The sequence below is a fragment of the Pseudomonas sp. EB271-G4-1 genome (assembly GCF_058791355.1).
The window spans coordinates 13,047-34,263 of the sequence record NZ_JBYTEO010000067.1 but is presented as its reverse complement, the minus strand read 5'-3'; the positions used below and the strand labels follow the sequence as shown (position 1 = coordinate 34,263).

The 21,217-nt window shown below is 62.4% G+C and carries 19 protein-coding genes; 8 read left to right on the top strand and 11 right to left on the bottom strand.

Annotated elements, in window-relative coordinates; genetic code table 11:
* Positions 1-92: 92 nt before the first annotated feature.
* From exaC to pedF, 6 genes are all read right to left on the bottom strand, one after another.
* Complete coding sequence (exaC, locus tag AC3WWR_RS25600) at positions 93-1,613, bottom strand: acetaldehyde dehydrogenase ExaC (RefSeq protein ID WP_033044683.1); 1,521 nt, start codon at positions 1,611-1,613, stop codon at positions 93-95.
* Positions 1,614-1,877: 264 nt separating this feature from the next.
* A complete protein-coding gene (locus AC3WWR_RS25595; RefSeq protein ID WP_083349395.1) occupies positions 1,878-3,653 on the bottom strand; it encodes a PQQ-dependent methanol/ethanol family dehydrogenase in 1,776 nt (591 codons plus the stop codon).
* A 254-nt stretch (positions 3,654-3,907) separates the two neighbouring features.
* Positions 3,908-4,846 carry a quinoprotein relay system zinc metallohydrolase 1 gene (locus AC3WWR_RS25590; RefSeq protein WP_033044232.1) on the bottom strand — a complete coding sequence of 313 codons (939 nt, stop codon included), beginning with the start codon at positions 4,844-4,846 and terminating at the stop codon, positions 3,908-3,910.
* A gap of 16 nt (positions 4,847-4,862) precedes the next feature.
* Positions 4,863-5,624 (bottom strand): quinoprotein dehydrogenase-associated SoxYZ-like carrier, encoded by a 762-nt coding sequence (locus AC3WWR_RS25585; RefSeq protein WP_151142778.1) that lies wholly within the window; start codon positions 5,622-5,624, stop codon positions 4,863-4,865.
* 9 nt (positions 5,625-5,633) lie between these two features.
* A complete protein-coding gene (locus tag AC3WWR_RS25580) occupies positions 5,634-6,509 on the bottom strand; it encodes a substrate-binding periplasmic protein (RefSeq protein ID WP_020800572.1) in 876 nt (291 codons plus the stop codon).
* Between the two features lie 3 nt (positions 6,510-6,512).
* Positions 6,513-6,974, bottom strand: coding sequence for a cytochrome c-550 PedF (gene pedF / locus AC3WWR_RS25575; RefSeq protein ID WP_020800571.1), 462 nt, complete (start codon positions 6,972-6,974; stop codon positions 6,513-6,515).
* A gap of 254 nt (positions 6,975-7,228) precedes the next feature.
* Here pedF and exaA point away from each other — a divergent pair, with 254 nt between their 5' ends.
* Together exaA and AC3WWR_RS25565 are read left to right on the top strand one after the other, a co-directional pair.
* Complete coding sequence (exaA, locus tag AC3WWR_RS25570) at positions 7,229-9,121, top strand: quinoprotein ethanol dehydrogenase (RefSeq protein ID WP_020800570.1); 1,893 nt, start codon at positions 7,229-7,231, stop codon at positions 9,119-9,121.
* A gap of 96 nt (positions 9,122-9,217) precedes the next feature.
* On the top strand, positions 9,218-9,865 hold the full coding sequence (locus tag AC3WWR_RS25565) for a pentapeptide repeat-containing protein (protein ID WP_020800569.1): 648 nt from the start codon (positions 9,218-9,220) through the stop codon (positions 9,863-9,865).
* 131 nt (positions 9,866-9,996) lie between these two features.
* Here the strand turns inward: AC3WWR_RS25565 and AC3WWR_RS25560 are convergent, their stop codons facing one another.
* From AC3WWR_RS25560 to AC3WWR_RS25550, 3 genes are read right to left on the bottom strand one after another with little or no spacing between them, the layout of a single operon-like run.
* Positions 9,997-10,635: a response regulator gene (locus tag AC3WWR_RS25560; RefSeq protein WP_489325665.1), complete on the bottom strand. Its 639-nt coding sequence runs from the start codon at positions 10,633-10,635 to the stop codon at positions 9,997-9,999.
* Entirely contained in the window at positions 10,632-11,894 is a 1,263-nt protein-coding gene (locus AC3WWR_RS25555) for a sensor histidine kinase (protein ID WP_492599182.1), read from the bottom strand. Before AC3WWR_RS25555 ends, AC3WWR_RS25560 begins: the two co-directional genes overlap by 4 nt.
* 2 nt (positions 11,895-11,896) lie before the next feature.
* Complete coding sequence (locus tag AC3WWR_RS25550) at positions 11,897-12,019, bottom strand: hypothetical protein (RefSeq protein ID WP_492599181.1); 123 nt, start codon at positions 12,017-12,019, stop codon at positions 11,897-11,899.
* Between the two features lie 157 nt (positions 12,020-12,176).
* Here AC3WWR_RS25550 and AC3WWR_RS25545 point away from each other — a divergent pair, with 157 nt between their 5' ends.
* From AC3WWR_RS25545 to AC3WWR_RS25520, 6 genes are all read left to right on the top strand, one after another.
* Positions 12,177-13,361, top strand: a complete 1,185-nt coding sequence (locus AC3WWR_RS25545) for an ABC transporter substrate-binding protein (RefSeq protein ID WP_033044199.1) — start codon at positions 12,177-12,179, stop codon at positions 13,359-13,361.
* A 28-nt stretch (positions 13,362-13,389) separates the two neighbouring features.
* Positions 13,390-14,349: a YVTN family beta-propeller repeat protein gene (locus tag AC3WWR_RS25540; RefSeq protein ID WP_020800564.1), complete on the top strand. Its 960-nt coding sequence runs from the start codon at positions 13,390-13,392 to the stop codon at positions 14,347-14,349.
* Positions 14,346-15,077, top strand: a complete 732-nt coding sequence (locus AC3WWR_RS25535) for an ABC transporter ATP-binding protein (RefSeq protein WP_020800563.1) — start codon at positions 14,346-14,348, stop codon at positions 15,075-15,077. The genes AC3WWR_RS25540 and AC3WWR_RS25535 overlap by 4 nt, the downstream gene beginning before the upstream one ends.
* On the top strand, positions 15,074-15,865 hold the full coding sequence (locus tag AC3WWR_RS25530) for an ABC transporter permease (protein ID WP_020800562.1): 792 nt from the start codon (positions 15,074-15,076) through the stop codon (positions 15,863-15,865). The genes AC3WWR_RS25535 and AC3WWR_RS25530 overlap by 4 nt, the downstream gene beginning before the upstream one ends.
* Positions 15,866-15,992: 127 nt before the next feature.
* Positions 15,993-16,550 (top strand): PQQ-dependent catabolism-associated CXXCW motif protein, encoded by a 558-nt coding sequence (locus AC3WWR_RS25525; RefSeq protein WP_033044204.1) that lies wholly within the window; start codon positions 15,993-15,995, stop codon positions 16,548-16,550.
* Between the two features lie 56 nt (positions 16,551-16,606).
* On the top strand, positions 16,607-17,272 hold the full coding sequence (locus AC3WWR_RS25520; protein ID WP_008056546.1) for a response regulator transcription factor: 666 nt from the start codon (positions 16,607-16,609) through the stop codon (positions 17,270-17,272).
* A 119-nt stretch (positions 17,273-17,391) separates the two neighbouring features.
* Here AC3WWR_RS25520 and nahK read toward each other — a convergent pair whose 3' ends face one another.
* Complete coding sequence (gene nahK / locus AC3WWR_RS25515; protein ID WP_454866160.1) at positions 17,392-20,025, bottom strand: hybrid sensor histidine kinase/response regulator NahK/ErcS'; 2,634 nt, start codon at positions 20,023-20,025, stop codon at positions 17,392-17,394.
* A complete protein-coding gene (gene nosP / locus AC3WWR_RS25510) occupies positions 19,955-21,118 on the bottom strand; it encodes a nitric oxide-sensing protein NosP (protein ID WP_020801027.1) in 1,164 nt (387 codons plus the stop codon). The genes nahK and nosP overlap by 71 nt, the downstream gene beginning before the upstream one ends.
* Positions 21,119-21,217 lie beyond the last annotated feature (99 nt).

Sequence of the window (21,217 nt, the reverse complement as noted above, 5' to 3'; positions counted from 1 at the left end):
GCCGCCGGCTGCGATCTTTTGATTGTGAATTCCAAGATCAAAAGATCGCAGCCTGCGGCAGCTCCTACAGGGGTTTATGTGCAGTCAGTGAGTTAGAAGAACCCGAGCGGATTGATGTCGTAGCTCACCAGCAGGTTTTTGGTCTGCTGGTAGTGGTCGAGCATCATCTTGTGGTTCTCCCGGCCGACGCCGGACTTCTTGTAGCCACCAAACGCCGCATGCGCCGGGTACAGGTGGTAGCAGTTGGTCCACACGCGCCCAGCCTTGATCGCCCGGCCCATGCGGTACGCGCGGTTGATGTCGCGGGTCCAGAGACCGGCACCGAGGCCGAACTCGCTGTCGTTGGCGATGGCCAGCGCTTCGGCTTCGTCCTTGAAGGTGGTGACACCCACCACCGGCCCGAAGATTTCTTCCTGGAACACGCGCATCTTGTTGTGGCCCTTGAGCAGCGTCGGCTGGATGTAATAGCCGCTGGACAGGTCACCCTCCAGGCGCTCGGCCGCGCCGCCAGTGAGCAGCTCGGCGCCCTCCTCCTGGGCGATGGTCAGGTACGAAAGGATCTTGTCGTATTGCTGTTCGGATGCCTGGGCGCCGACCATGGTCTCGGTGTCCAGCGGGTTGCCGCGCTTGATCTTGACGATCTTCTTCATGACTTCGGCCATGAACGGTTCGTAGATCGATTCCTGCACCAGTGCCCGGGACGGACAGGTGCAGACTTCGCCCTGGTTGAAGAACGCCAGTACCAGGCCTTCGGCGGCTTTTTCGATGAACGCGGGTTCAGCGTTCATGATGTCTTCGAAGAAGATATTCGGCGACTTGCCGCCCAGTTCGACGGTGCTCGGAATGATGTTCTCGGCGGCGCAATGCATGATGTGGGCGCCGACGGGGGTCGAGCCGGTGAAGGCGATCTTGGCGATACGCTTGCTGGTGGCCAGGGCCTCGCCGGCTTCGCGACCGAAGCCCTGGACGATGTTCAGTACACCCGCCGGCAGCAGGTCGGCAATCAATTCGGCGAAGACCATGATCGACAGCGGCGTTTGCTCTGCGGGCTTGAGCACGATGCAGTTGCCCGCGGCCAGCGCTGGCGCGAGTTTCCAGGCGGCCATCAGCAGCGGGAAGTTCCACGGAATGATCTGCCCGACCACGCCCAATGGCTCGTGGAAGTGATAGGCAGTGGTCAGCTCGTTGATCTCGGCGGCGCCGCCTTCCTGGGCGCGGATGCAGCCGGCGAAGTAACGGAAATGGTCGGCCGCCAGGGGTACGTCGGCGTTGAGGGTCTCGCGCACCGCCTTGCCGTTGTCCCAGGTTTCGGTGACGGCGAGGATCTCCAGGTTTTGCTCGATGCGGTCGGCGATTTTCAACAGCACCAGGGAGCGGTCCTGGGCCGAAGTCTTGCCCCAGGCATCGGCGGCGGCATGGGCGGCGTCCAGGGCCTTCTCGATATCGGCGGCGCTGGAGCGCGGGAATTCGGCGATCACTTCGCCGTTGACCGGCGAGGTGTTGGTGAAGTACTCGCCATTGACCGGCGCGACGAATTCGCCGCCGATGAAGTTGCCGTAGCGTGGCTTGAAAGTAACGACGGCGCCAGGTGTTCCGGGTTGGGCGTAGATCATGGTGGGCCTCTGTCTGGGTCGATGCCTGTCGTGTCGACAGGCGATGAACCGATACTAGAGAGCCCCGAGTGCCAGACGAATGCATCGTTGGCAGGAGGGACTCTCGTTATTTGGTCGTATATTTCACACCGCCCCCTCCCCCTGTAGGAGCGAGCATGCTCGCGATGAACCTGAGAACGCCGCGGGGCACCAGACACCCCACGTCATCGTTGACGACCATCGCGAGCAGGCTCGCTCCCACAGGGGTTATGTGGCGGATTCGGATCAGTGCTTGGCGACGAGGTCCTTGGGCAGCTTGAAGGTCCAGAGCATGCCGCCCTGGTTGAAGTCCTTCACCCGCTTGGCCACTTCGCCGCCCCACAGCGGCACGGCGCCGCCCCAGCCGGAGAGCACCGAGACGTACTGCTCGCCGTCCATTTCCCAGGTCACGGGCGAGCCGAGTACGCCGGAGCCGGTCTGGAATTCCCAGACCTTCTCGCCGGTCTTGGCGTTGAACGCCTGCAGGAAACCTTCCGGCGTGCCGGTGAATACCAGGTTGCCCTTGGTGGTCAGCACCCCGCCCCACAGCGGCGCGAAGTTCTTGTGCCGCCACACTTCCTTGCCGGTTTTCGGGTCGATCGCCCGCAGCACGCCGATATAGTCTTCATTCAATGGCTTGATGGTGAAGCCGGCACCGAGGAACGCCGCACCTTTCTTGTAGGCGATGCCTTCGTTCCAGATATCCATGCCCCATTCGTTGGACGGCACGTAGAACAACCCTGTGTCGCGGTTGTAGGCCATCGGCATCCAGTTTTTCGCGCCGAGGAATGCCGGCGCTACGAACACCGAGCTGCCCTTGGCTTCAGTGCCCGGTGCGCCAGGACGGCTGGCTTCGTTGTAGATCGGCCGGCCGTTTTTATCCAGGCCGGTGGCCCAGGTGATCTTGTCCACGAACGGGAAGCCACGGATGAATTTGCCATTGGTGCGATCGAGCACGTAGAAGAAACCGTTGCGGTCAGCGGTGGCCGCCGCCTTGATCTCCTTGCCGCCCTCGGTGTAGTTGAACGACACCAGTTCGTTGACGCCGTCATAGTCCCAACCGTCGTGGGGCGTGCTCTGGAAGTGCCACTTGATGGTGCCGTCGTCCGGGTTGAGCGCCAGGCGCGACGACGAGTACAGGTTGTCGCCAGGGCGCAGGTGCGAGTTCCACGGTGCCGGGTTGCCGGTGCCGAACAACAGCAGGTTGGTTTCCGGGTCGTAATAACCGCCCAGCCAAGGCGCCGCGCCACCGGTCTTCCACAGGTCACCCGGCCAGGTCTTGCCCGCCTCGCCGCCGGAGATGCCGTTTTCCACGGCTTTGCCGTCCTTGTAGACGTAACCCATGTGGCCTTCGACCGTCGGCCGGGACCATAGCAAAGTACCGTTTTTCGGGTCGTAGGCTTCGATCTTGCCCACCACGCCGAATTCGCCACCAGCCACGCCGGTAATCAGCTTGCCGTTGATCACCAGTGGTGCGGCGCTGATCGAGTAGCCTTCCTTGTGGTCGGCGACTTTCTTGCTCCAGACCACCTTGCCGGTGTCCTTGTTCAGCGCCACGAGCTTGGCGTCGAGGGTGCCGAAGATCACCAGGTCGCCGTACAGCGCGACGCCACGGTTGATCACGTCGCAGCAGGGGCGAATGTCATCCGGCAGGCGCGCGTCGTATTGCCAGAGTTTCTTGCCGGTGCGTGCATCCACGGCGAATACCCGTGAATAGGAGCCGGTCATGTACATCACACCGTCCTTGACCATCGGTTGCGCTTGCTGACCGCGCTGCTTTTCCCCGCCGAAGGAGAAGGCCCACGCCGGTCGCAGCTCCTTGACGTTGTCGACATTGAGGATATCCAGCGGGCTGTAGCGCTGCCCCTGCACACCCAGGCCGTTGGTCACGACCTGCTCGGGGTTCTTGGGGTCCTGGAGAATGTCCTGGTCGGAAACCCCGGCCAATGCCTGACCGGACAACAGCATGGCACTGAGCAACAGGCTCAAGACGAAGGGCTGGCGACGTGCGGGTTGAGTCATGACGGCTTCCTCTGCAGTTTTTTGTTATTTCCGGGAAATTTTCCCGGTCTGGTGCAGATTCTTGGGCGCCGCCGCCCGGACAACAATTGCCCGCAATGTGGAGATTCCTAGTTCCTTGGTACAGGGTTGGGTGTTGAAATGATCATTCCCACGCTCCGCGTGGGAATGCAGCGCGGGACGCTCCGCGTCCCTTCAAGAGCCGAACGCGGAGCGTCCGTTGAGGCATTCCCACGCAGAGCGTGGGAACGATCGAATCAGTTGCTGGCGGCGGAATCGACTCGCGTCATCTGCGCACGCTCGTATCGCGGGTACAAATGACTGACGCTGCGAATCAGCTCGTAGCGGCTCAGGCTGATCCCGGCGAACCGTTCGGGAATCGGGCTGCGGATCATCTCGCTCATGTCGCTACCATTGGCCGCACCGTCGCGCATCAATTGATCGAGCCAGCCCAGGTAATCGCGCATCTGTGCGAAGGGTTGCGGATCACTGGCCAGCGGGCCGTGACCGGGCACGATCAGTTTCCACGGCAAAGACTGCAGAGTCGCGATATCGGCCAGCCACACCGACAGCCCCGGACTGTTGGGCGTGGTCAGTGCCCGTTGATAAAACACCAGGTCGCCGGCAAACAGCACGCCGGTTCGCTGGTCGAGAATAGCCAGATCCGCACCCGTATGCCCACCCAGGCTCAGCAGGCGCAGATCGTGATTCCCAAAACTTTCCACACCAGGCGCCAGCGCCCGGTTCGGCAACACCACTTCGGTGCCGCGCATCCAGTCGCCCACCAGCCGGTACATGTTCTCGGCCATGGCATCGCCCTGCTTTTGCAGTAACTCAGTGGTGCCGGCCAGGGCGCCGATCGGCACGTCGGTAAACGCCTGGTTGCCCAGCACATGATCAGGATGATGATGGGTCAACAGGACCTGGATCACCGGCTTGTCGGTGGTCGCCGCTATGGCCCGGCGCATGGCCTCGCCGTAACGCCTGGACGGCCCGGTATCGATCACCACCACGCCGCGCTCGGTAACGATGAATGCCGTGTTGACGATGTTGCCGCCATTGTCCTTGGCAAAATTATCGGTGCTGCCTTCCAGCAACCAGGTGTCTTCGGCGATTTGCCTGGGCTTGAGCGAATATTCGAGATCGGCCATGGCTGGCAGGCCCAGGCCGAGCAACAACAGCAGCATCCAGCGCATGACAGGCTCCTTGAATTCAGGGGATCGACGCATCGAATTGGTTGCCGCTGTTATCGCGTAGCAACAGGCGCGTCTGCCCTGCCCCTTCGATATCAAAGGCCAGGCTGGGGTTTTCGCTGACGGCGGGGAACAGTTCGAGACGGGCCAGCAGTTGATCGTGCTGATCGCGCAGCTCGGCATGTTCGAGGAAAAATTCCGGGATGCCACTGACCATCCCGTTGTCCATCGGATGCGCTACCTGCACGCGCACGCGGCTGAATTCACCACGAGGATAACGACCGCCGAGCACCTCACCGACATGCTCTTCCCAACCCGCCTCAGTGCGCACCACGCTTGGCGCGGTACAGCCGCCACCCGCGGCGTCGATCAGGGTCGACCCCACATGCCACACGCCGTCACGGGTCAGTACCGCCGCGCGCAAAGGCGTCGCCTGTTCGACGCGGATGCGGATCGACAGCCATGGCAGCACGCCACTGAGCGGCTGGAAATCGACGATTTTCGGCAAGGGGTTGAGTTCAGCCCAGGCGAGGATCCTGACCACTTCGCCCTTGAAGGCTCGGGCATCGATTTCCAGCGGCACTTGACGTGCGTCTTCGGCGAACGGTGGCGCCAGCAGCTTGACCCGCTCATCGAACACGAACGGCGCCTCACCGAGCATTTGCTTGTGATAGAAGGCCCACATCACCGACGGCACCGGGTCTTTGCCGGGATCGACAGCGCCCGCATGGGCCGCCAGGCTCAAACAGCAGGCCAACAGACAACTCCTTTGCCAATTCATCGCCTGCTCCTATTGGTACATTTCGGGCACGTCGTAGCGCAAGCCGTACTGGCCGTAGATGGTTTTCACCGAACCCTCGCGGATCAGGCTTTCCAGCGCCTCCTCCACGGCATAGGCCAGTTGCCGGTTGCTTTCGTGGACGGCCATGCCGATCTCCCAGAGTTGCTTGCCCATGTTCGGGTAAGCGTTTTCTGCCAGGGCCAATTGCGGGTCGGCGGCTTCGTGCACCTGCCAGTCGATTTCGCCACGCATGGCCATGACGGCGTCGACCTCACCGGCCTTCATCGCCGCAAACGCCTGAGGCACGCCCGGGTAGTGGCGGGTCTTGCCGGCGAGCATGCCGTTGAACACCGAGGTCAGGTAGAACGAAGGCACGCTGTCGACTTCGACGCCGATCGGGTGCTGTTCAAACACCGCGACACTGGCGACCTTGTCCAGCCGGCGGCGGTCGTAAGCGACTTGCCATTGCTCGTTCTGGTAAGGGCCGAACATCACCACATGGCCGTTTTCCATCTCGCCGAATTCGTTGCGTTTCTGCGCGTAATCGCGGTCATAAGGCACCCGCATCATCAGGTCGGCCAGTTGCTGATTGTGCAGTGGGCTGGGACGCCAGATGTAATCGCGCAGGTCATCGTCGAGCTTTTCCCCGGCGGGCGCCCAGATCAACGTCAAGCGCACCCCCAGGGCCTTCGCCAGCGCCTGGGCCAGTTCCACGTCTACGCCCCGGGGCTGGCCCGCGTCTTCAAAACTGTAGGGGGCGAAGTCCTTGTAGACCGCCACTTTCAGTTCACCGGCGGCGATCATTTCGTCATAGTTGCGAACCTGCGCCTGCACCGACTGGCAGCACAGCCACACAGCGCTGATCAACACCGCGAGCAGGCGCATGGGTCACTCCTCGACGTGGACGCTGTCCAGATAAGTACGCACCGCCCACAGGGCTTCCTGGCTCAGGTAATCAGCCATTTTCGGCATGTAGACCCGACCATCACGCACCGCGCCGTGGCGTACTCGTTCGACGAACCACTCATCACCGGCATCCGCGACATCGAGCATGCGCAAATCGGGGGCGATGCCACCGGACTTGGCTTCCAGGCCATGACAGGCCGCGCAGTTCTGGTTGTAGGCCGACGCGCCGATTTCCACCGCCTTATCATGTTCCGGGGAAGTACGGTAAGGGTTTACCGCTGCCCAGCCATCGGCATCGAGCGGTACGCCGGCATCCTTGATCGGTGTCAGGCCCTGGGTGGCGACGGCCTGCGGCACCACATTGCCGTGGGCCCAGACGGAACCCGCACTGATAAGACCGACCAGCAGCCCGGTCACGAGCAAGGCGTTGCGTTTTGTTGTCATTGTTATGCCCTCAGGATTGCACGCAAGACCTCTTGGCAGAGGCTATGGCAGCCATCTTAGAAACCCCGTGGCATGCACCCCATGCTGCTTTGGTGGTCGGCGCCTAATCCCTTGGTAGTAAGGCCTTGGAGGGACACCTAAATCAGGTGGCACATGGGAAGTTTTCCCGGCAACGGCGGGACATTTTCCGTATCCGCCGTCCGCCCCGGCGCCCCACCCTGTGCAGGTCAAAACCTCCACTGGGAACTGCAACCATGACAATAAGATCGCTACCCGCCCTTTCCCCCTTGACCGTCGCCGTACACGCTTTTTTGCTGGTCGGCAGCCTGTCCCTGAGCCCTGCCGGATTCGCCGAGACCGCACCGGCCAGCGCCACCCGTAACGTGAGTTGGGAAGACATTGCCAACGATCACCTGACCACCAAGGACGTGCTGCAGTACGGGATGGGCACTAACGCCCAGCGCTGGAGCCCACTGGCCCAGGTCAACGACAAGAACGTGTTCAAGCTGACTCCGGCCTGGTCTTACTCCTTCGGCGACGAGAAACAGCGCGGCCAGGAATCCCAGGCGATCGTCAGCGACGGCGTGGTCTACGTCACCGGCTCGTATTCGCGGGTATTCGCCCTCGATGCCAAGACCGGCAAGCGCCTGTGGACCTACAACCATCGCCTGCCGGACAACATTCGGCCGTGCTGCGACGTGGTCAACCGCGGCGCGGCGATCTATGGCGACAAAATCTACTTCGGCACCCTAGATGCTCGGCTGATCGCCCTGGACAAGAACACCGGAAAAGTCGTGTGGAACAAGAAGTTCGGCGACCACGCCGCGGGCTACACCATGACCGGCGCGCCGGTGCTGATCAAGGACAAGGCCAGCGGCAAGGTGCTGTTGATCCATGGGAGTTCCGGTGACGAGTTCGGCGTGGTCGGCCAGCTCTTCGCCCGGGATCCGGACACCGGCGAGGAAGTCTGGATGCGGCCTTTCGTCGAAGGCCATATGGGCCGCTTGAACGGCAAGGACAGCACCCCCACCGGCGACGTCAAGGCGCCGTCGTGGCCGAACGATCCGACCACCGAAACCGGCAAGGTCGAAGCCTGGAGCCATGGTGGCGGCGCACCTTGGCAGAGCGCCAGTTTCGATGCCGAAACCAACACCATCATCGTCGGCGCCGGTAATCCAGGCCCATGGAACACCTGGGCGCGCACCTCAAAGGACGGCAACCCACACGATTACGACAGCCTCTACACCTCTGGCCAGGTCGGCGTCGACCCGAGCACCGGCGAAGTGAAATGGTTCTACCAGCACACGCCGAACGATGCCTGGGACTTCTCCGGCAACAACGAATTGGTGCTGTTCGACTACAAGGACAAGGACGGCAAAACGGTCAAGGCCACCGGCCACGCCGACCGCAACGGCTTCTTCTATGTGGTCGACCGAAACAACGGCAAATTGCAGAACGCCTTCCCCTTCGTCGACAACATCACCTGGGCCAGCCACATCGATCTCAAGACCGGCCGCCCGGTGGAAAACGAAGGCCAGCGTCCGGCCAAGCCGTTGCCGGGGGAAACCAAGGGCAAGCCCGTGGAAGTCTCGCCGCCGTTCCTCGGTGGCAAGAACTGGAACCCCATGGCCTACAGCCAGGACACCGGGCTGTTCTATATCCCGGGCAACCAGTGGAAAGAGGAATACTGGACCGAAGAGGTCAACTACAAGAAAGGCTCGGCCTATTTGGGCATGGGTTTCCGCATCAAGCGCATGTACGACGATCACGTCGGGACGTTGCGGGCGATGAACCCGACCACCGGCAAAGTGGTCTGGGAGCACAAGGAACACCTGCCGCTGTGGGCCGGCGTGCTGGCGACCAAGGGCAACCTGGTGTTCACCGGTACCGGCGACGGGTTCTTCAAGGCCTTCGATGCCAAGACCGGTAAGGAACTGTGGAAATTCCAGACCGGCAGCGGCATCGTTTCCCCACCGATCACCTGGGAGCAGGACGGCGAGCAGTACATCGGCGTGACCGTGGGCTACGGCGGCGCGGTGCCGTTGTGGGGCGGCGACATGGCGGAGCTGACCAAGCCGGTGGCTCAAGGCGGATCGTTCTGGGTGTTCAAGATTCCGAGCTGGGATAACCAGACCGCGCAAAAATAACACCCCAACACCTGATCGTTCCCACGCTCTGCGTGGGAATGCAGCCCCGGACGCTCTGCGTCCGTTCGGCAATCTCACTCCCAAGAGAACCCTGCCATGAAATACCTGCCGCTGTTTCTTCTACTGACCCTGCAGCTGGTCCACGCCGACGACGGCGGCGACACCCCACTGATCATCAACGGCTGCACCATCGCCGAACACAGCCAATGCCCCGGCGCCAAACTCAAGGGCGCCAACCTGCGTAACCAGGACCTGCGCAACATGAACCTGAGCGGTGCCGACCTGCGCGAGGCCGACCTGCGCCACGCCCGCCTCGACCTGGCCAACCTGGAACAGGCCCAGCTACAGGGCGCCAACCTGACCCGCGCCAGCCTGCAACAAAGCAATGTGCGCCTGGCTGATTTCACCGGCGCCACGCTGGTGGCAATCCAGGGCTGGGGGCTGTTCGCCCAGGGCGCGCAATTCGAGAACGCCGACCTCAGCGCCGCCGACCTGCAATTCGCGCGGCTGTCCGGGGCCAGGTTGCACAACGCCAACCTGGGCGCCGCCGATCTGGAGATGACCTGGCTGAGCAAGGCCGATCTCAAGGGCGCCAACCTCAGCGACGCCAACCTGCAAGAGGCCAAGTTGGGCGAAAGCAACCTGGAAAACGCCAACCTCGGCGGCTCGCGCCAGCATTATGCGAATTTCCAGGATGCGAACATGGAGGGCTGCACGGGGTGCCCGACGACATGGGACAGGTGAGCACTTAATCACTGTGGGAGCGAGCCTGCTCGCGAAAGCGGAGTGACAGTAAACACATGCATCGACTGACACACCGCTTTCGCGAGCAGGCTCGCTCCCACAGAGGGATTTGCGTTGCCCGTGATAGCGCGTCAGCCCGCCTTGCGCACCACCCCCATATCAATCCCCAGATGCACCAGCTCGGCATGGGAGCTCACCTGCAACTTGCTCTTGAGCAACGTCAGGTGATTGGAAACGGTCTTGCTGCTGATGCTCAACTGCTCGGCGATCTGCCGCGTGGGGGTGCCTTTGGCGAGCATCACGAAAATCTCCAGCTCGCGCTGGGTCATGCTCTGCAAGCGCGGGTCGCTGGCGTCCTGTTGCGCATGGCAGGCCAGTTGAGTGGCCAGCGGTTGTTCGATGTAGGCATGGCCTGCGAGCACGCGCCGCACCGCCTCGATCAACACCTCTGGCGCCGAGCTCTTGGTCAAATATCCCGATGCCCCTGCCTCCAGTGCCTGACGCACCAGCGGCAGTTCATCGTGCATGCTGAAAAACAGCACCCGCAATTGTGGCAGGCGTTGCCGCAGCCGCCGAGTGGTTTCCAGGCCACTGATACCCGGCAGGCCGAAATCCATGATCACCAGGTGCGGCACGCTGTCCTGAACCCGCAGCAACGCCTCCTCGCCCGTTGCCGCCTCGCGAACTTCCATCGCCGGCATCAGGGCTCGCAACAAGCTGGCGTAGCCCTGGCGGACTACCGCATGGTCATCGACCAGCAGAATACTCATGAAACCTCCAAAGGCACGCTCAAGGTTAGCGCCCAACCGGCGCCGGGCTGGCTGATGATGCGTAAATCAGCGCCCAGGCTGCGGGCGCGTTCGCGCATCGAATACAGCCCGACACCGGGGCGCTGTGGTTGCTCCGCACCGCGACCATTATCGCGCACCAGCAGGCGCAAGCGTGCGCCGTGATGTTGCAGGCGCACCCGCACCTGACTGGCGTCGGCATGCCGGGTGATGTTGGTCAGGGCTTCTTGCAGCAATCGGTACAGATGGGTTTTGTCCGGCCCCGACAGCGCCGGTAACTGCGCACTGAGCCGCAGCCGACAATCAATACCCTGCCGGCCTTGCCATTGCTCCACCAGCAACGTGATGGCTTCGGCCAACGGCAAGTGTTGCAGGACCACCGGATAGAGGTTGTGCACCAGGGCCCGAAAGCCTTGTTGAAGGTGTTCGCAGTTGTGCTCCAGTTCGCGCATCGTGCGCTCGACGGTCTGCGGTTGATCGGCCGCCAGGCGCAACAGGCACGCCTGCGCACGGATTCCGGCCAGGTACTGGCCGAGATCGTCGTGCAGAGTCTGGGCCAGCTGGGTACGTTCCTGTTCCTGCACCGCCAGCAAGGCCTGGGTCAGCCGGGCATTATCGCTACCAGCCTGTTCCAGCGCGACGGTCATGCGGTTGAAATGCGTCGCCAGTTGCCGCGCCTCCGGCCCCCCTTCTGGACGCAGGCGCACTGTGAGCTGTCCGGCACACACCTGCTGGAACGCCCGCAGCAGCTCATCGAGCAGACCCATGCCACGACGCACCGCCCAGCGGATGGTCAGCAGACTGACCACCAGGGCCATCGCACACAGGCTGAGCAGTTGTTGCACGGAGTCCCAGACTTCGTCGATTTCATCCCGTGGATCAAGCGCAATCTGCACCCGTCGGCCATCCGCCAGATCGAGGATTCTGGCGCCATGACGCACTTCGGCGAACAGCAGGCGGCCCAGCCAGGCATCGAGCCCGCCTTGCACGGCTAGCGGTGGCTGTTCCTCCGGCCCCAGCCAGCGTACGCGGACGTGGCGCAGGCCTTGGGTCAGCCGCGGTTGCAGGCTGATCGGGTCACGTTCGGCGGTTTCGCTCAGGTACTCGACCACCGCTTCGGCCGATTGCAGCTCACGTTCCACGTCCTGCAGCGCTTGATGCACCAACAACGTCATGCAAGCCAGGGTCACCAGCGCAAAAAAACCGCAGACCCACAGATTGATCCGCCACAGGGCTGACATGCCTAGCGCCCCGGTGTCGCGGGCATGACCTGCAACTCCACGGGACGCGAGCCGTGGAGCCGGTCGACGCCGATCAGGGTCAGGATCAGCAAAAACGGCAGGAGCAGTGCCTTGACGATACGCATGGTCAATCCCCTCCAGAGCAGTGGCCGTTGTTGATCATGCTAAAACCGCGCCGCCCGGCGCGGGCTACTACCTTGGTACTGGCTGCTTGGTACTTTCTGCATATTTCCCCGGCGGCATGGGCTTCCTATGCTGGCGCTACCTGTAATGGAGTGCCCTATGCGCCAGCTTGCCCCTTACGCCCTGATCTACCTGCTGGCGATTGCCTGCGCCGCCGGGCTGGTCACCCAAAGCCAGGCGGCGGACGCGCCGTTGCAGGTACGGATCGGCTACCTGGGCTATCGCCCGGACCCTGGCCCGCTGCTGTCGAACGTCATCCCCGAACCCAGCGACGCCGGGTTGCGCGGCGCCGAACTGGCGATCACCGACAGCAACAGCACCGGGCGTTTTCTCAAGCACGCCTACAGCCTGGTCAGCGCCAGCGTCGACAGTCCCGAAGCCTTGCTCAGCGCCGCAAAAAACCAGCACGACCAAGGCCTGCGCCTGTTCGTGGTGAACGCACCTGCCAGCAGCCTGCGCCAACTTAGTGCAGCGCTGCCCGATAGCCTTCTGTTCAATGCCGGCAGCCCCGACGACAGCCTGCGCAGCACCGATTGCTTGCCCAACGTGCTACACAGCCTGCCGAGCCGGGCGATGCTCGCCGACGCGTTGGCGCAATTTCTGGTAGTGCGCAAATGGCAGCGGGCGCTGCTGATCGTTGGCCCGACCGGCGACGATCAAGCCTATGCCGCGGCCCTGCGCCGCGCGGCCAAGCGCTTTGGCTTGCAACTGGTGGCGGAAAAACCCTGGAGCTTCGATAACGATCAACGGCGCAGCGCCCAGGCCGACATGCCGCTGTTCACCCAGACCGCCGAATACGACGTGGTGCTGGTGGCCGATGAGCGCGGTGATTTCGGTGAGTACGTGCCGTACCAGACCTGGTACCCGCGGCCGGTTGCCGGTACCCAGGGCCTGACCCCGGTGGGTTGGCACAAGACCGTGGAAACCTATGGCGCCGCACAACTACAGAAACGCTTCGAAGCCTTGGCCGGGCGCTGGATGAATGACCGTGACTTTGCGGCCTGGATCGCCGTGCGCAGCATCGCCAGCGCCGTCAGCAAGTCGCGGCAAACCGAGCCGATGGCCATCCGCGACCTGGAAATCAGCGATCAATTGCCGCTGGACGGTTTCAAGGGACGCAAGCTCAGTTACCGCCCGTGGAACGGCCAACTGCGCCAACCGATTCCGATCGTGCAGCCGCGGGCCCTGGTCAGCACCTCACCCCAGGACGGCTTCCTGCACCCCTTCAACGAGATGGACAGCCTGGGTTACGACAAGCCCGAGGTCAGTTGCCGCTTTCCCTGAATACAACAACTACAACAAGGAAACTGCCATGCGCCGCACTCTGATTTCCTGCGCCCTGCTGCTCGCCACGGGCCATGCCGCCGCCAGCACCGCCTGGGTCTCCAATGAAAAGGACAACAGCCTGAGCCTGATCGACATGCAGACCCTGCAAGTCACCGACACCCTCGCTGTCGGCCAGCGCCCCCGTGGCCTGTTGCTGTCCCATGACAACAAGTTGCTGTACATCTGCGCCAGCGACTCGGACCGGGTCCAGGTGATGGACGTGGCCACCCGCAAGATCATCAAGGAACTGCCCTCGGGTAAAGACCCCGAGCAATTCGCCCTGCACCCTAACAATCGCTGGCTGTACGTCTCCAACGAAGACGATGCGCTGGTCACGGTGATCGACACCGAGACGTCCAAGGTCCTCGGGCAGATCAACGTCGGTGTCGAGCCTGAAGGCATGGCCGTCAGCCCTGACGGCAAGTGGGCGGTCAACACCAGCGAAACCACCAACATGCTGCACTGGATCGACACCAGCACCCAGACCCTGGCCGACAGCACGCTGGTGGATCAAAGGCCGCGCTTCGTCGAATTCAACAACGACGGTTCGCAGCTCTGGGCCTCGGCGGAGATCGGTGGCACGGTGACGATTCTCGACGTCGCCCACCGCAACATCCTCAAGACCCTGAACTTCCAGATCAAGGGCGTGCACCCGGACAAAGTGCAGCCGGTGGGCATCAAGCTCAGCGCCGACGGCAAGTACGCCTTCGTTGCCCTGGGGCCGGCCAACCACGTGGCGGTCGTCGACGCCAAGACTTTCGAGATCCTCGATTACCTGCTGGTGGGCCGACGTGTCTGGCAACTGGCTTTCACCCCCGATCAAAAGCAGTTGCTCGCCACCAATGGCGTCAGCGGCGATGTCTCGGTGATCGATGTCGACAACCTCAAGGTCAGCAAATCGGTGAAGGTCGGACGTTATCCCTGGGGCGTGGTGGTGACCCCATGAACGCCCTGGAAGTCAGCGACCTGAGTTTTGCCTACGGGCCTCGGGAGGCCTTGCGCCAGGTGAATTTCAGCCTCGCACCCGGGCGTTTCGCCGCGCTGCTGGGGCCTAACGGCGCCGGCAAATCAACCCTGATCGCTTTGCTCACCCGCCTCTATGACCTGCAGCACGGCGATATCCGGGTCGGCGGCTGTTCATTGCGCAGCGCCCCGCGTCCGGCGCTGAAACAGCTGGGTGTGGTGTTCCAGCAAAGCACCCTGGACCTGGACCTGAGCGTCGAGCAGAACCTACGTTATCACGCAGCGCTGCATGGCTTGTCCCGCCGCGAGACCGGCTTGCGGGTCGATGCGGAACTGGCTCGCCAGGCCCTGGACGAGCGCCGTGGCGAACGGGTGCGCGAACTCAATGGCGGCCATCGCCGCCGGGTGGAAATCGCCCGCGCGCTGTTGCATGAACCGCGCCTGTTGCTGCTCGACGAAGCCAGCGCCGGCCTCGATCCGGCCAGTCGCCTGGCGCTCAACCTGCACATTCGCACGCTGTGCCACGAGCAGCACATCAGCGTGCTCTGGACCACTCATCTGCTCGACGAAGTGCAGCCCGGCGATGACTTGTTGATCCTTCACCAGGGCCGCCTGGTAGCCAGCGGACAGGCCGACGCACTGAGCCTGGAATACGGTGGCGACCTAGGCTCGGCCTTCACTCGCCTGACCACTCCAGGAGCTGCCCAATGAACGCCTACTGGCAATGCTTGCGCGGTATCGTCCTGCGCGAGTGGCTGCGCTTCGTACTGCAACGCACGCGGTTTCTCAGCGCCCTGGTGCGGCCGTTGCTGTGGTTATTGGTGTTCGCCGCGGGGTTTCGCGCGGCACTGGGAATCGCCATCATCGAACCCTACGACACCTACATTCCGTATGAGGTCTACATCATCCCGGGACTGGCCTGCATGATCCTGCTGTTCAACGGCATGCAAGGGTCACTGTCGATGGTCTATGACCGCGAGATGGGCAGCATGCGCGTACTGCTTACCAGCCCCCTGCCCCGAACCTTCCTGCTGTGCAGCAAGCTGCTGGCCACCTCGCTGATCTCGCTGCTGCAGGTCTATGCCTTCCTGGCGATCGCCTGGCTCTACGGCGTGCGACCGCCAGCCATGGGTTTGCTGGTTGCCCTGCCGGCGCTGTTGCTGGTGGCGTTGATGCTCAGCGCACTGGGCCTGTTGCTGTCGAACGCGATCCGCCAATTGGAGAACTTCGCCGGGGTAATGAACTTCGTGATCTTCCCGCTGTTTTTCCTGTCTTCAGCGCTGTATCCGCTGTGGAAAATGCGCGAAGCCAGCGAGTGGTTGTACTGGCTATGCGCGGTGAACCCGTTCAGCCATGCGGTGGAGCTGGTGCGCTTTGCCTTGTACGAACGATTCAATCCGCTGGCGCTGGCGGTGTGCGTAGGGTTGACCCTGCTGTTCGCCCTGCTCGCCGTGCTCACCTTCAACCCACAACACGCGGCCCTGCGCAAATCCAGCTGACACTCCCTGATCATCCCCTCGCCACAGAAAACTTACTACTTTAGTACTGGTTTTACCTGTCTATCGTCGCATTCCCAACGCAGCGCGACTGGCATGTAATGGGTTCATAACTATAAGGACCTACCCCATGCCGCGTGCCCGACGTCACCTGTTGCGTCCCACACTCGCTGCGTTGTCGCTGAGCCTGTGGCTGGGCGGTGTACACGCCCAAACCCCGCTGTTTTCCCATGACGGCTATCGCATCGACCTGTACCGCAGCCCTACGCCGGACGTGATGCAGGACGCGACCATCATCGATACACCCATCCTGCAAAATCTGCTTGAACAGGACCCGCGCCCGGTGCTGATCGACGTCTACCGCCGCCAATGGCTGCAAGGCCGCTTCATCGAAGACCAACTCCACGAAAACCTGCCCGGCAGCCATTGGCTGGCCAACACGGGCGACGGGGAGCTGACGCCGCAGTGGCAGGCGTATTTCGCCGACAACCTGAAAAAACTGACGGCCGGCAACCCGACGCAACCGCTGGTCTTCTACTGCCGCTCCGATTGCTGGTTGAGCTGGAATGCGGTCAAACGCGCGGCCAGCCTGGGCTATAAATCACTGTATTGGTATCGCGATGGCCTCGACGCCTGGCAGGCTGCCAGGCTGCCGGTCACGCCAGCCCAGCCCGAACCCTTTCCCTGAGCTTTACGCGTGCGTGTTGTTGCCACACCATAATCAAAATAATGAGGTGAAAGGCCATGTACAAAATTCTGATTGCCGACGATCACCCGCTGTTTCGCGAAGCCATACACAACGTCATCAGCGATGGCTTTGCCGGTAGCGAGGTGATGGAGACCGCCGACCTCGACAGTGCCCTCGCGCTGACCCAGGAACACGATGACCTGGACCTTATCCTGCTCGACCTGAACATGCCCGGCATGCACGGGCTCAATGGCCTGATCAACCTGCGCAACGAAGCGCCGACCATTCCCGTGGTCATCGTCTCCGCCGAGCAGGACAAACAGATCGTCCTGCAAGCCATCACTTACGGCGCGGTGGGTTTCATCACCAAATCCTCGCCCCGTGCGCAGATGACCGAAGCGATCCAGCAGATCCTCAACGGCAATGTCTACCTGCCGCCGGACATCATCCGCACCGCAAAAAGCAGCACGCACCGGCGGATGAACGATGCCCCGAGCTTCCCGCCGGAACTGCTCCAGGCCCTGACCCGCAAGCAACTGCAGGTCCTGGAGCGCATGACCAAGGGCGAATCGAACAAACAGATCGCCTATACCCTGGAAATCGCCGAAACCACGGTGAAGGCCCACGTCTCGGCGATCCTGCGCAAGCTCAACGTGCACAACCGCGTGCAGGCGATCCTGAGTGCCGGGGATATCGATTTCGGATCTTATCTGCGCCGGTGACCTGATCGTTCCCACGCTCTGCGTGGGAATGCCTCAACGGACGCTCCGCGTTCGGCTCTTAAAGGGACGCGGAGCGTCCCGGGCTGCATTCCCACGCAGAGCGTGGGAACGATCAGACCTCAAGGCCTTGCGAGCAGATGACTCATCGCCGCCTTCAGCTTCATCGGCCGCACCGGTTTGTGCATCAGGGTATGGCCCAGTTCGCGGATCTGCTGTTTGAGTTCATTGCTGTAGTTGGCGGTGATCATCATGGCCGGGATCGCACAAGCGCGGCGAGCATTGATCCGCGCGACGGCATCGACGCCGTTCTGGTCATTGTCCAGGTGATAGTCGGCAATCAACAGGTCGGCGCCGGCATGGTAGTTGTCCACCTGCCGTGCCAAGTCCTCTTCCGACAATGCCGTCACCACGCGACACCCCCATCCTTCCAGCAACGTGCGCATCCCGGCGCAAATGGTCGCGTCGTTGTCCAGCACCCAGACCCGCGCGCCGCGCAGCCGTTCGAGCATCGGCTCGCTCATCAGCAGGTTCGGCAATGGCTTGGGTGCGGTGGCGCTGATCGGCACTTCCACTGAAAACATCGAGCCCCGGCCAGGCCACGAACGCACGTGAATGCGGTGGCCGAGAATGCCGGCGATTTTCTCGACAATCGCCAGGCCAAGGCCCAGGCCACGGTCCTGATCCGGGCGTTGCACATCACCGCGTTTGAACTCCTGGAAGATTTCTTCCAGGCGATTTTCAGCGATGCCCATCCCGCTGTCCCAGACCTGAATCGACAGGCTTTGCTCATGACGCCGACAACCCAGCACCACGCGACCGCTGTAGGTATAACGAATAGCGTTGCTCAACAGATTGCGCAGGATGCGCGCCAGCAACTGGATGTCGCTGCGTACCAGGGCCGAACAGGCGATGAAATGCAGTTGCAGGCCTTCGCTGCGCGCCACCTGGGTGTATTCGGCGGCGAGGTTTTCCAGCAGTTCGCTCAAGGCGAACGGCGCAACATCGGCCTTGATCACACCGGCATCGAGCTTGGAAATATCCACCAGGGTGCCCAACAGGCTCTCCACATCTTCCAGTGAGTTGCTGACATTGCGCACCAGGTTCTCGTTGGCAATCGGCTCGCGTCGCTCCAGCAAGGCACTGGTGAACAACCGCGCGGCATTCAGCGGTTGCAGCAGGTCGTGACTGACGGCGGCGAGAAACTTGGTTTTCGACAGGTTGGCCTGTTCCGCTTCCAGCTTGGCCTCACGCAAGCGCGATTCGACCCGGCGGCGTTCTTCGATTTCGCGCAGCAACTGGTCGTTGAGGTGGGTCAGTTCGGCGGTGCGCTCACGCACCCGCAGTTCGAGATTCTGATAAGCCTGGTGCAGCGCCTCGGCGGTACGGCGGCGCTCGGTAATGTCGCGGATCAACACGAAGATCCCCACCACCTCGCCGCTGGCCAGGCGATTGGGCACATAGGAGCGCAACATGTAGCGCTCCTGGTTGTTGACGTTGGTCTCGGCGAATTCGAAGGTCACGCTCTCCCCGGCCAGCGCTCGGGCCACGTAGGACTCCAGGCGCTGGTAATGCTGCTCGCTGTGCACTTCGCGCAGGCTCTGGCCGAGCATCACGCCGCGCGGCCAGCAGTACCATTCTTCGTAGACCTTATTGGTGAACTCGTAGACCAGATCGGCATTGAGGTAGGCGATCAATGCCGGCACATGGTCGGTGATCAAGCGAATCCAGCGCTCGCTTTCGCTCAGGGCTTCGGCGTGCTGGTAGCGTTCGGTGATGTCGGTGAAGGTGTTGACGAAACCGCCGGTGGGCAACGGATGGGTGCGGATTTCCAGGACCCGGCCATCGCACAGGCGTTGTTCGCACTCCTGCACGGGGCGCCCATTCGGACCGCGACTGGCCGGGGTGAGCAGGGTCAGTTCGCTGTCGGCGATGACTTCGGCAAAGGGCCGATGGGCGGCCACCGGTGCCAAGCCGCTGAGCTCGAGGAAGCGCCGGTTCCACAGTTCGAGAATGCCCTCGGCATTGACCATCGCCACCCCTTGGGACAGGTTGTCGACCGCCCGTTGCAGCAAGTGCGACTTTTGCGCCACCGCCTGTTCCCGGCGAACGGTCTCGCTGAGCTTAACGTCGGTGATGTCGGTAAACAGGATCACCCGCCCACCTTCCTGGGTCGGCCGTTCGCTGACTTGCAGCCAGCGACCGTCCTGCAGGCGGTACAGCAGGTTTTCGTCGGCATGCCCGCGAGGCTCTTCGGTAAACAACCCATTGTTGAGCATCAGGCGCTTGACCTCGGTCAAACGCATGCCGGCATTGATCCGTACCCGGCTGTTGCTCCAGAACGCCTTGAAGCGGCTGTTGAACAGGACAATGCGCTGCTCGGCATCGAACAGCACGAAGGCATCGGAAATGCTCTCGATGGCATCGATCAGGTGTTGATGGGCCGTTTCGGCACGCAGGCGCGCGTCGCTGAGCAAATGATTGCCCGCCTTGAGTTCGGCCATGGCCTGGTTCAAGGCATCGGTGCGTTCACGCACCTGCTCGGCCAGCACCACCGAATGCTGGAAGGCGGCGTACGGATCGTTGCCGCGGGTGATGCCGGACTCGATGCGCTCGATCAGCGCCGCATTGATGCGTTGCAGTTTCTGATTGTCGTTTTGCAGGACGGCGATTTGCGCCCGCAGTTCAGCGCTGTCCACGGGACCGGCCGCGGGCAATGGCAACGCCGGTGAAGGTCTGGTTGATGTGCATGCCATTGAACTGTTCTCCGTAGGAGTTGAACCCCATCACCCGCTGTTCGCGCAAAAAACTGCCGATCTGCTCCAGGCTGCCGTTGTCCTCCAACTCCAGGCGCCTGAGGAAACAGTCACAACCAATGGTCAGCAACAGATCGCCGAGCCGTTGCTGCAAGCCGTCGAACAGGCTCTGCAGATTCGGCAGCAGCGGGCCCGGGGTCATGGCGGTGAGCACGATGCCGTTCTCCACCGCGCAGTAAAAACTCAGGCTCAGGTCCGGATGAACCTGTTGGATGGCGCGCACGTAATACTGCTCGTTGATCCGCACCGCCAACGGGTGCGCGGCGAAGACCCGGTGGTCGAGTTGGCCCACCGGCACGCCGATGTGCCGGGCGTACTCGGCGGCGGCCGGCTCGGCGTTGAGTTCGAAGACCCGCCGCGAGGCGCTGTCCGCGCCGGTGACCACCAGTTTCTCCGCTCGCGGCAGAATGTGGTGGGTGGTGAACACTTCAAAGTCCAGCCAGGTATTGACCAGCACCACCACCGCCGCGCCGCTGTGGAAACCGCCGCCTGAGTAGACATGGGTGTGGGTCAGGTAGTTGTCGTCTCCGGCCGAGCCGCCAAAGTGCGGGATGTCGCCCAGCGCCGCACTCAAGGCGGCCAGGACCATTTCTTCGCGGCTGGACAGGCCATCAAGCAACGTCAGGGCAAAGCTGTTGCCCTTGATGGGTGCCAGGGTGTTGCTGCGACAGCCGTTGACCAGGCGCTCGACCATCTGCTGAGCGTCGATCAGGCTGAAGTGCTCCATCTCGTCGATCAGTTCCAGGGCGATGGAAAAGTACCGATGATCAAAACCCACCGCCGTCACGCAATTGCGCCCATATCCCTGCGCAGTGATTTCCCCGGCGCTGGTGCAACCCGCCAGGCGTATGCCGCCGAAGCCTTGCTGCAACGCCTGGCCCAACCCCTGCAAATCGTACTCGGCGGAACAGAAAAACAGCACGAAGCCCAGGTGCGGATGCAGCAACTGCCGCGCCAGCTCCTGCGCCACCTGCTGCGGATCGGTGGCCTGGGACATCGCACTGACGATCCCTTCGTTCTGGACCTGCTGCATCGTCGCCCCTCGCAGGTGCGTGTGTGTGAGGCACGAGTGTACGAAGCCAGCCGAGTGCCACGAATGCTACTTGGGTAGCAGGTAGGCGCTTCAATGGGA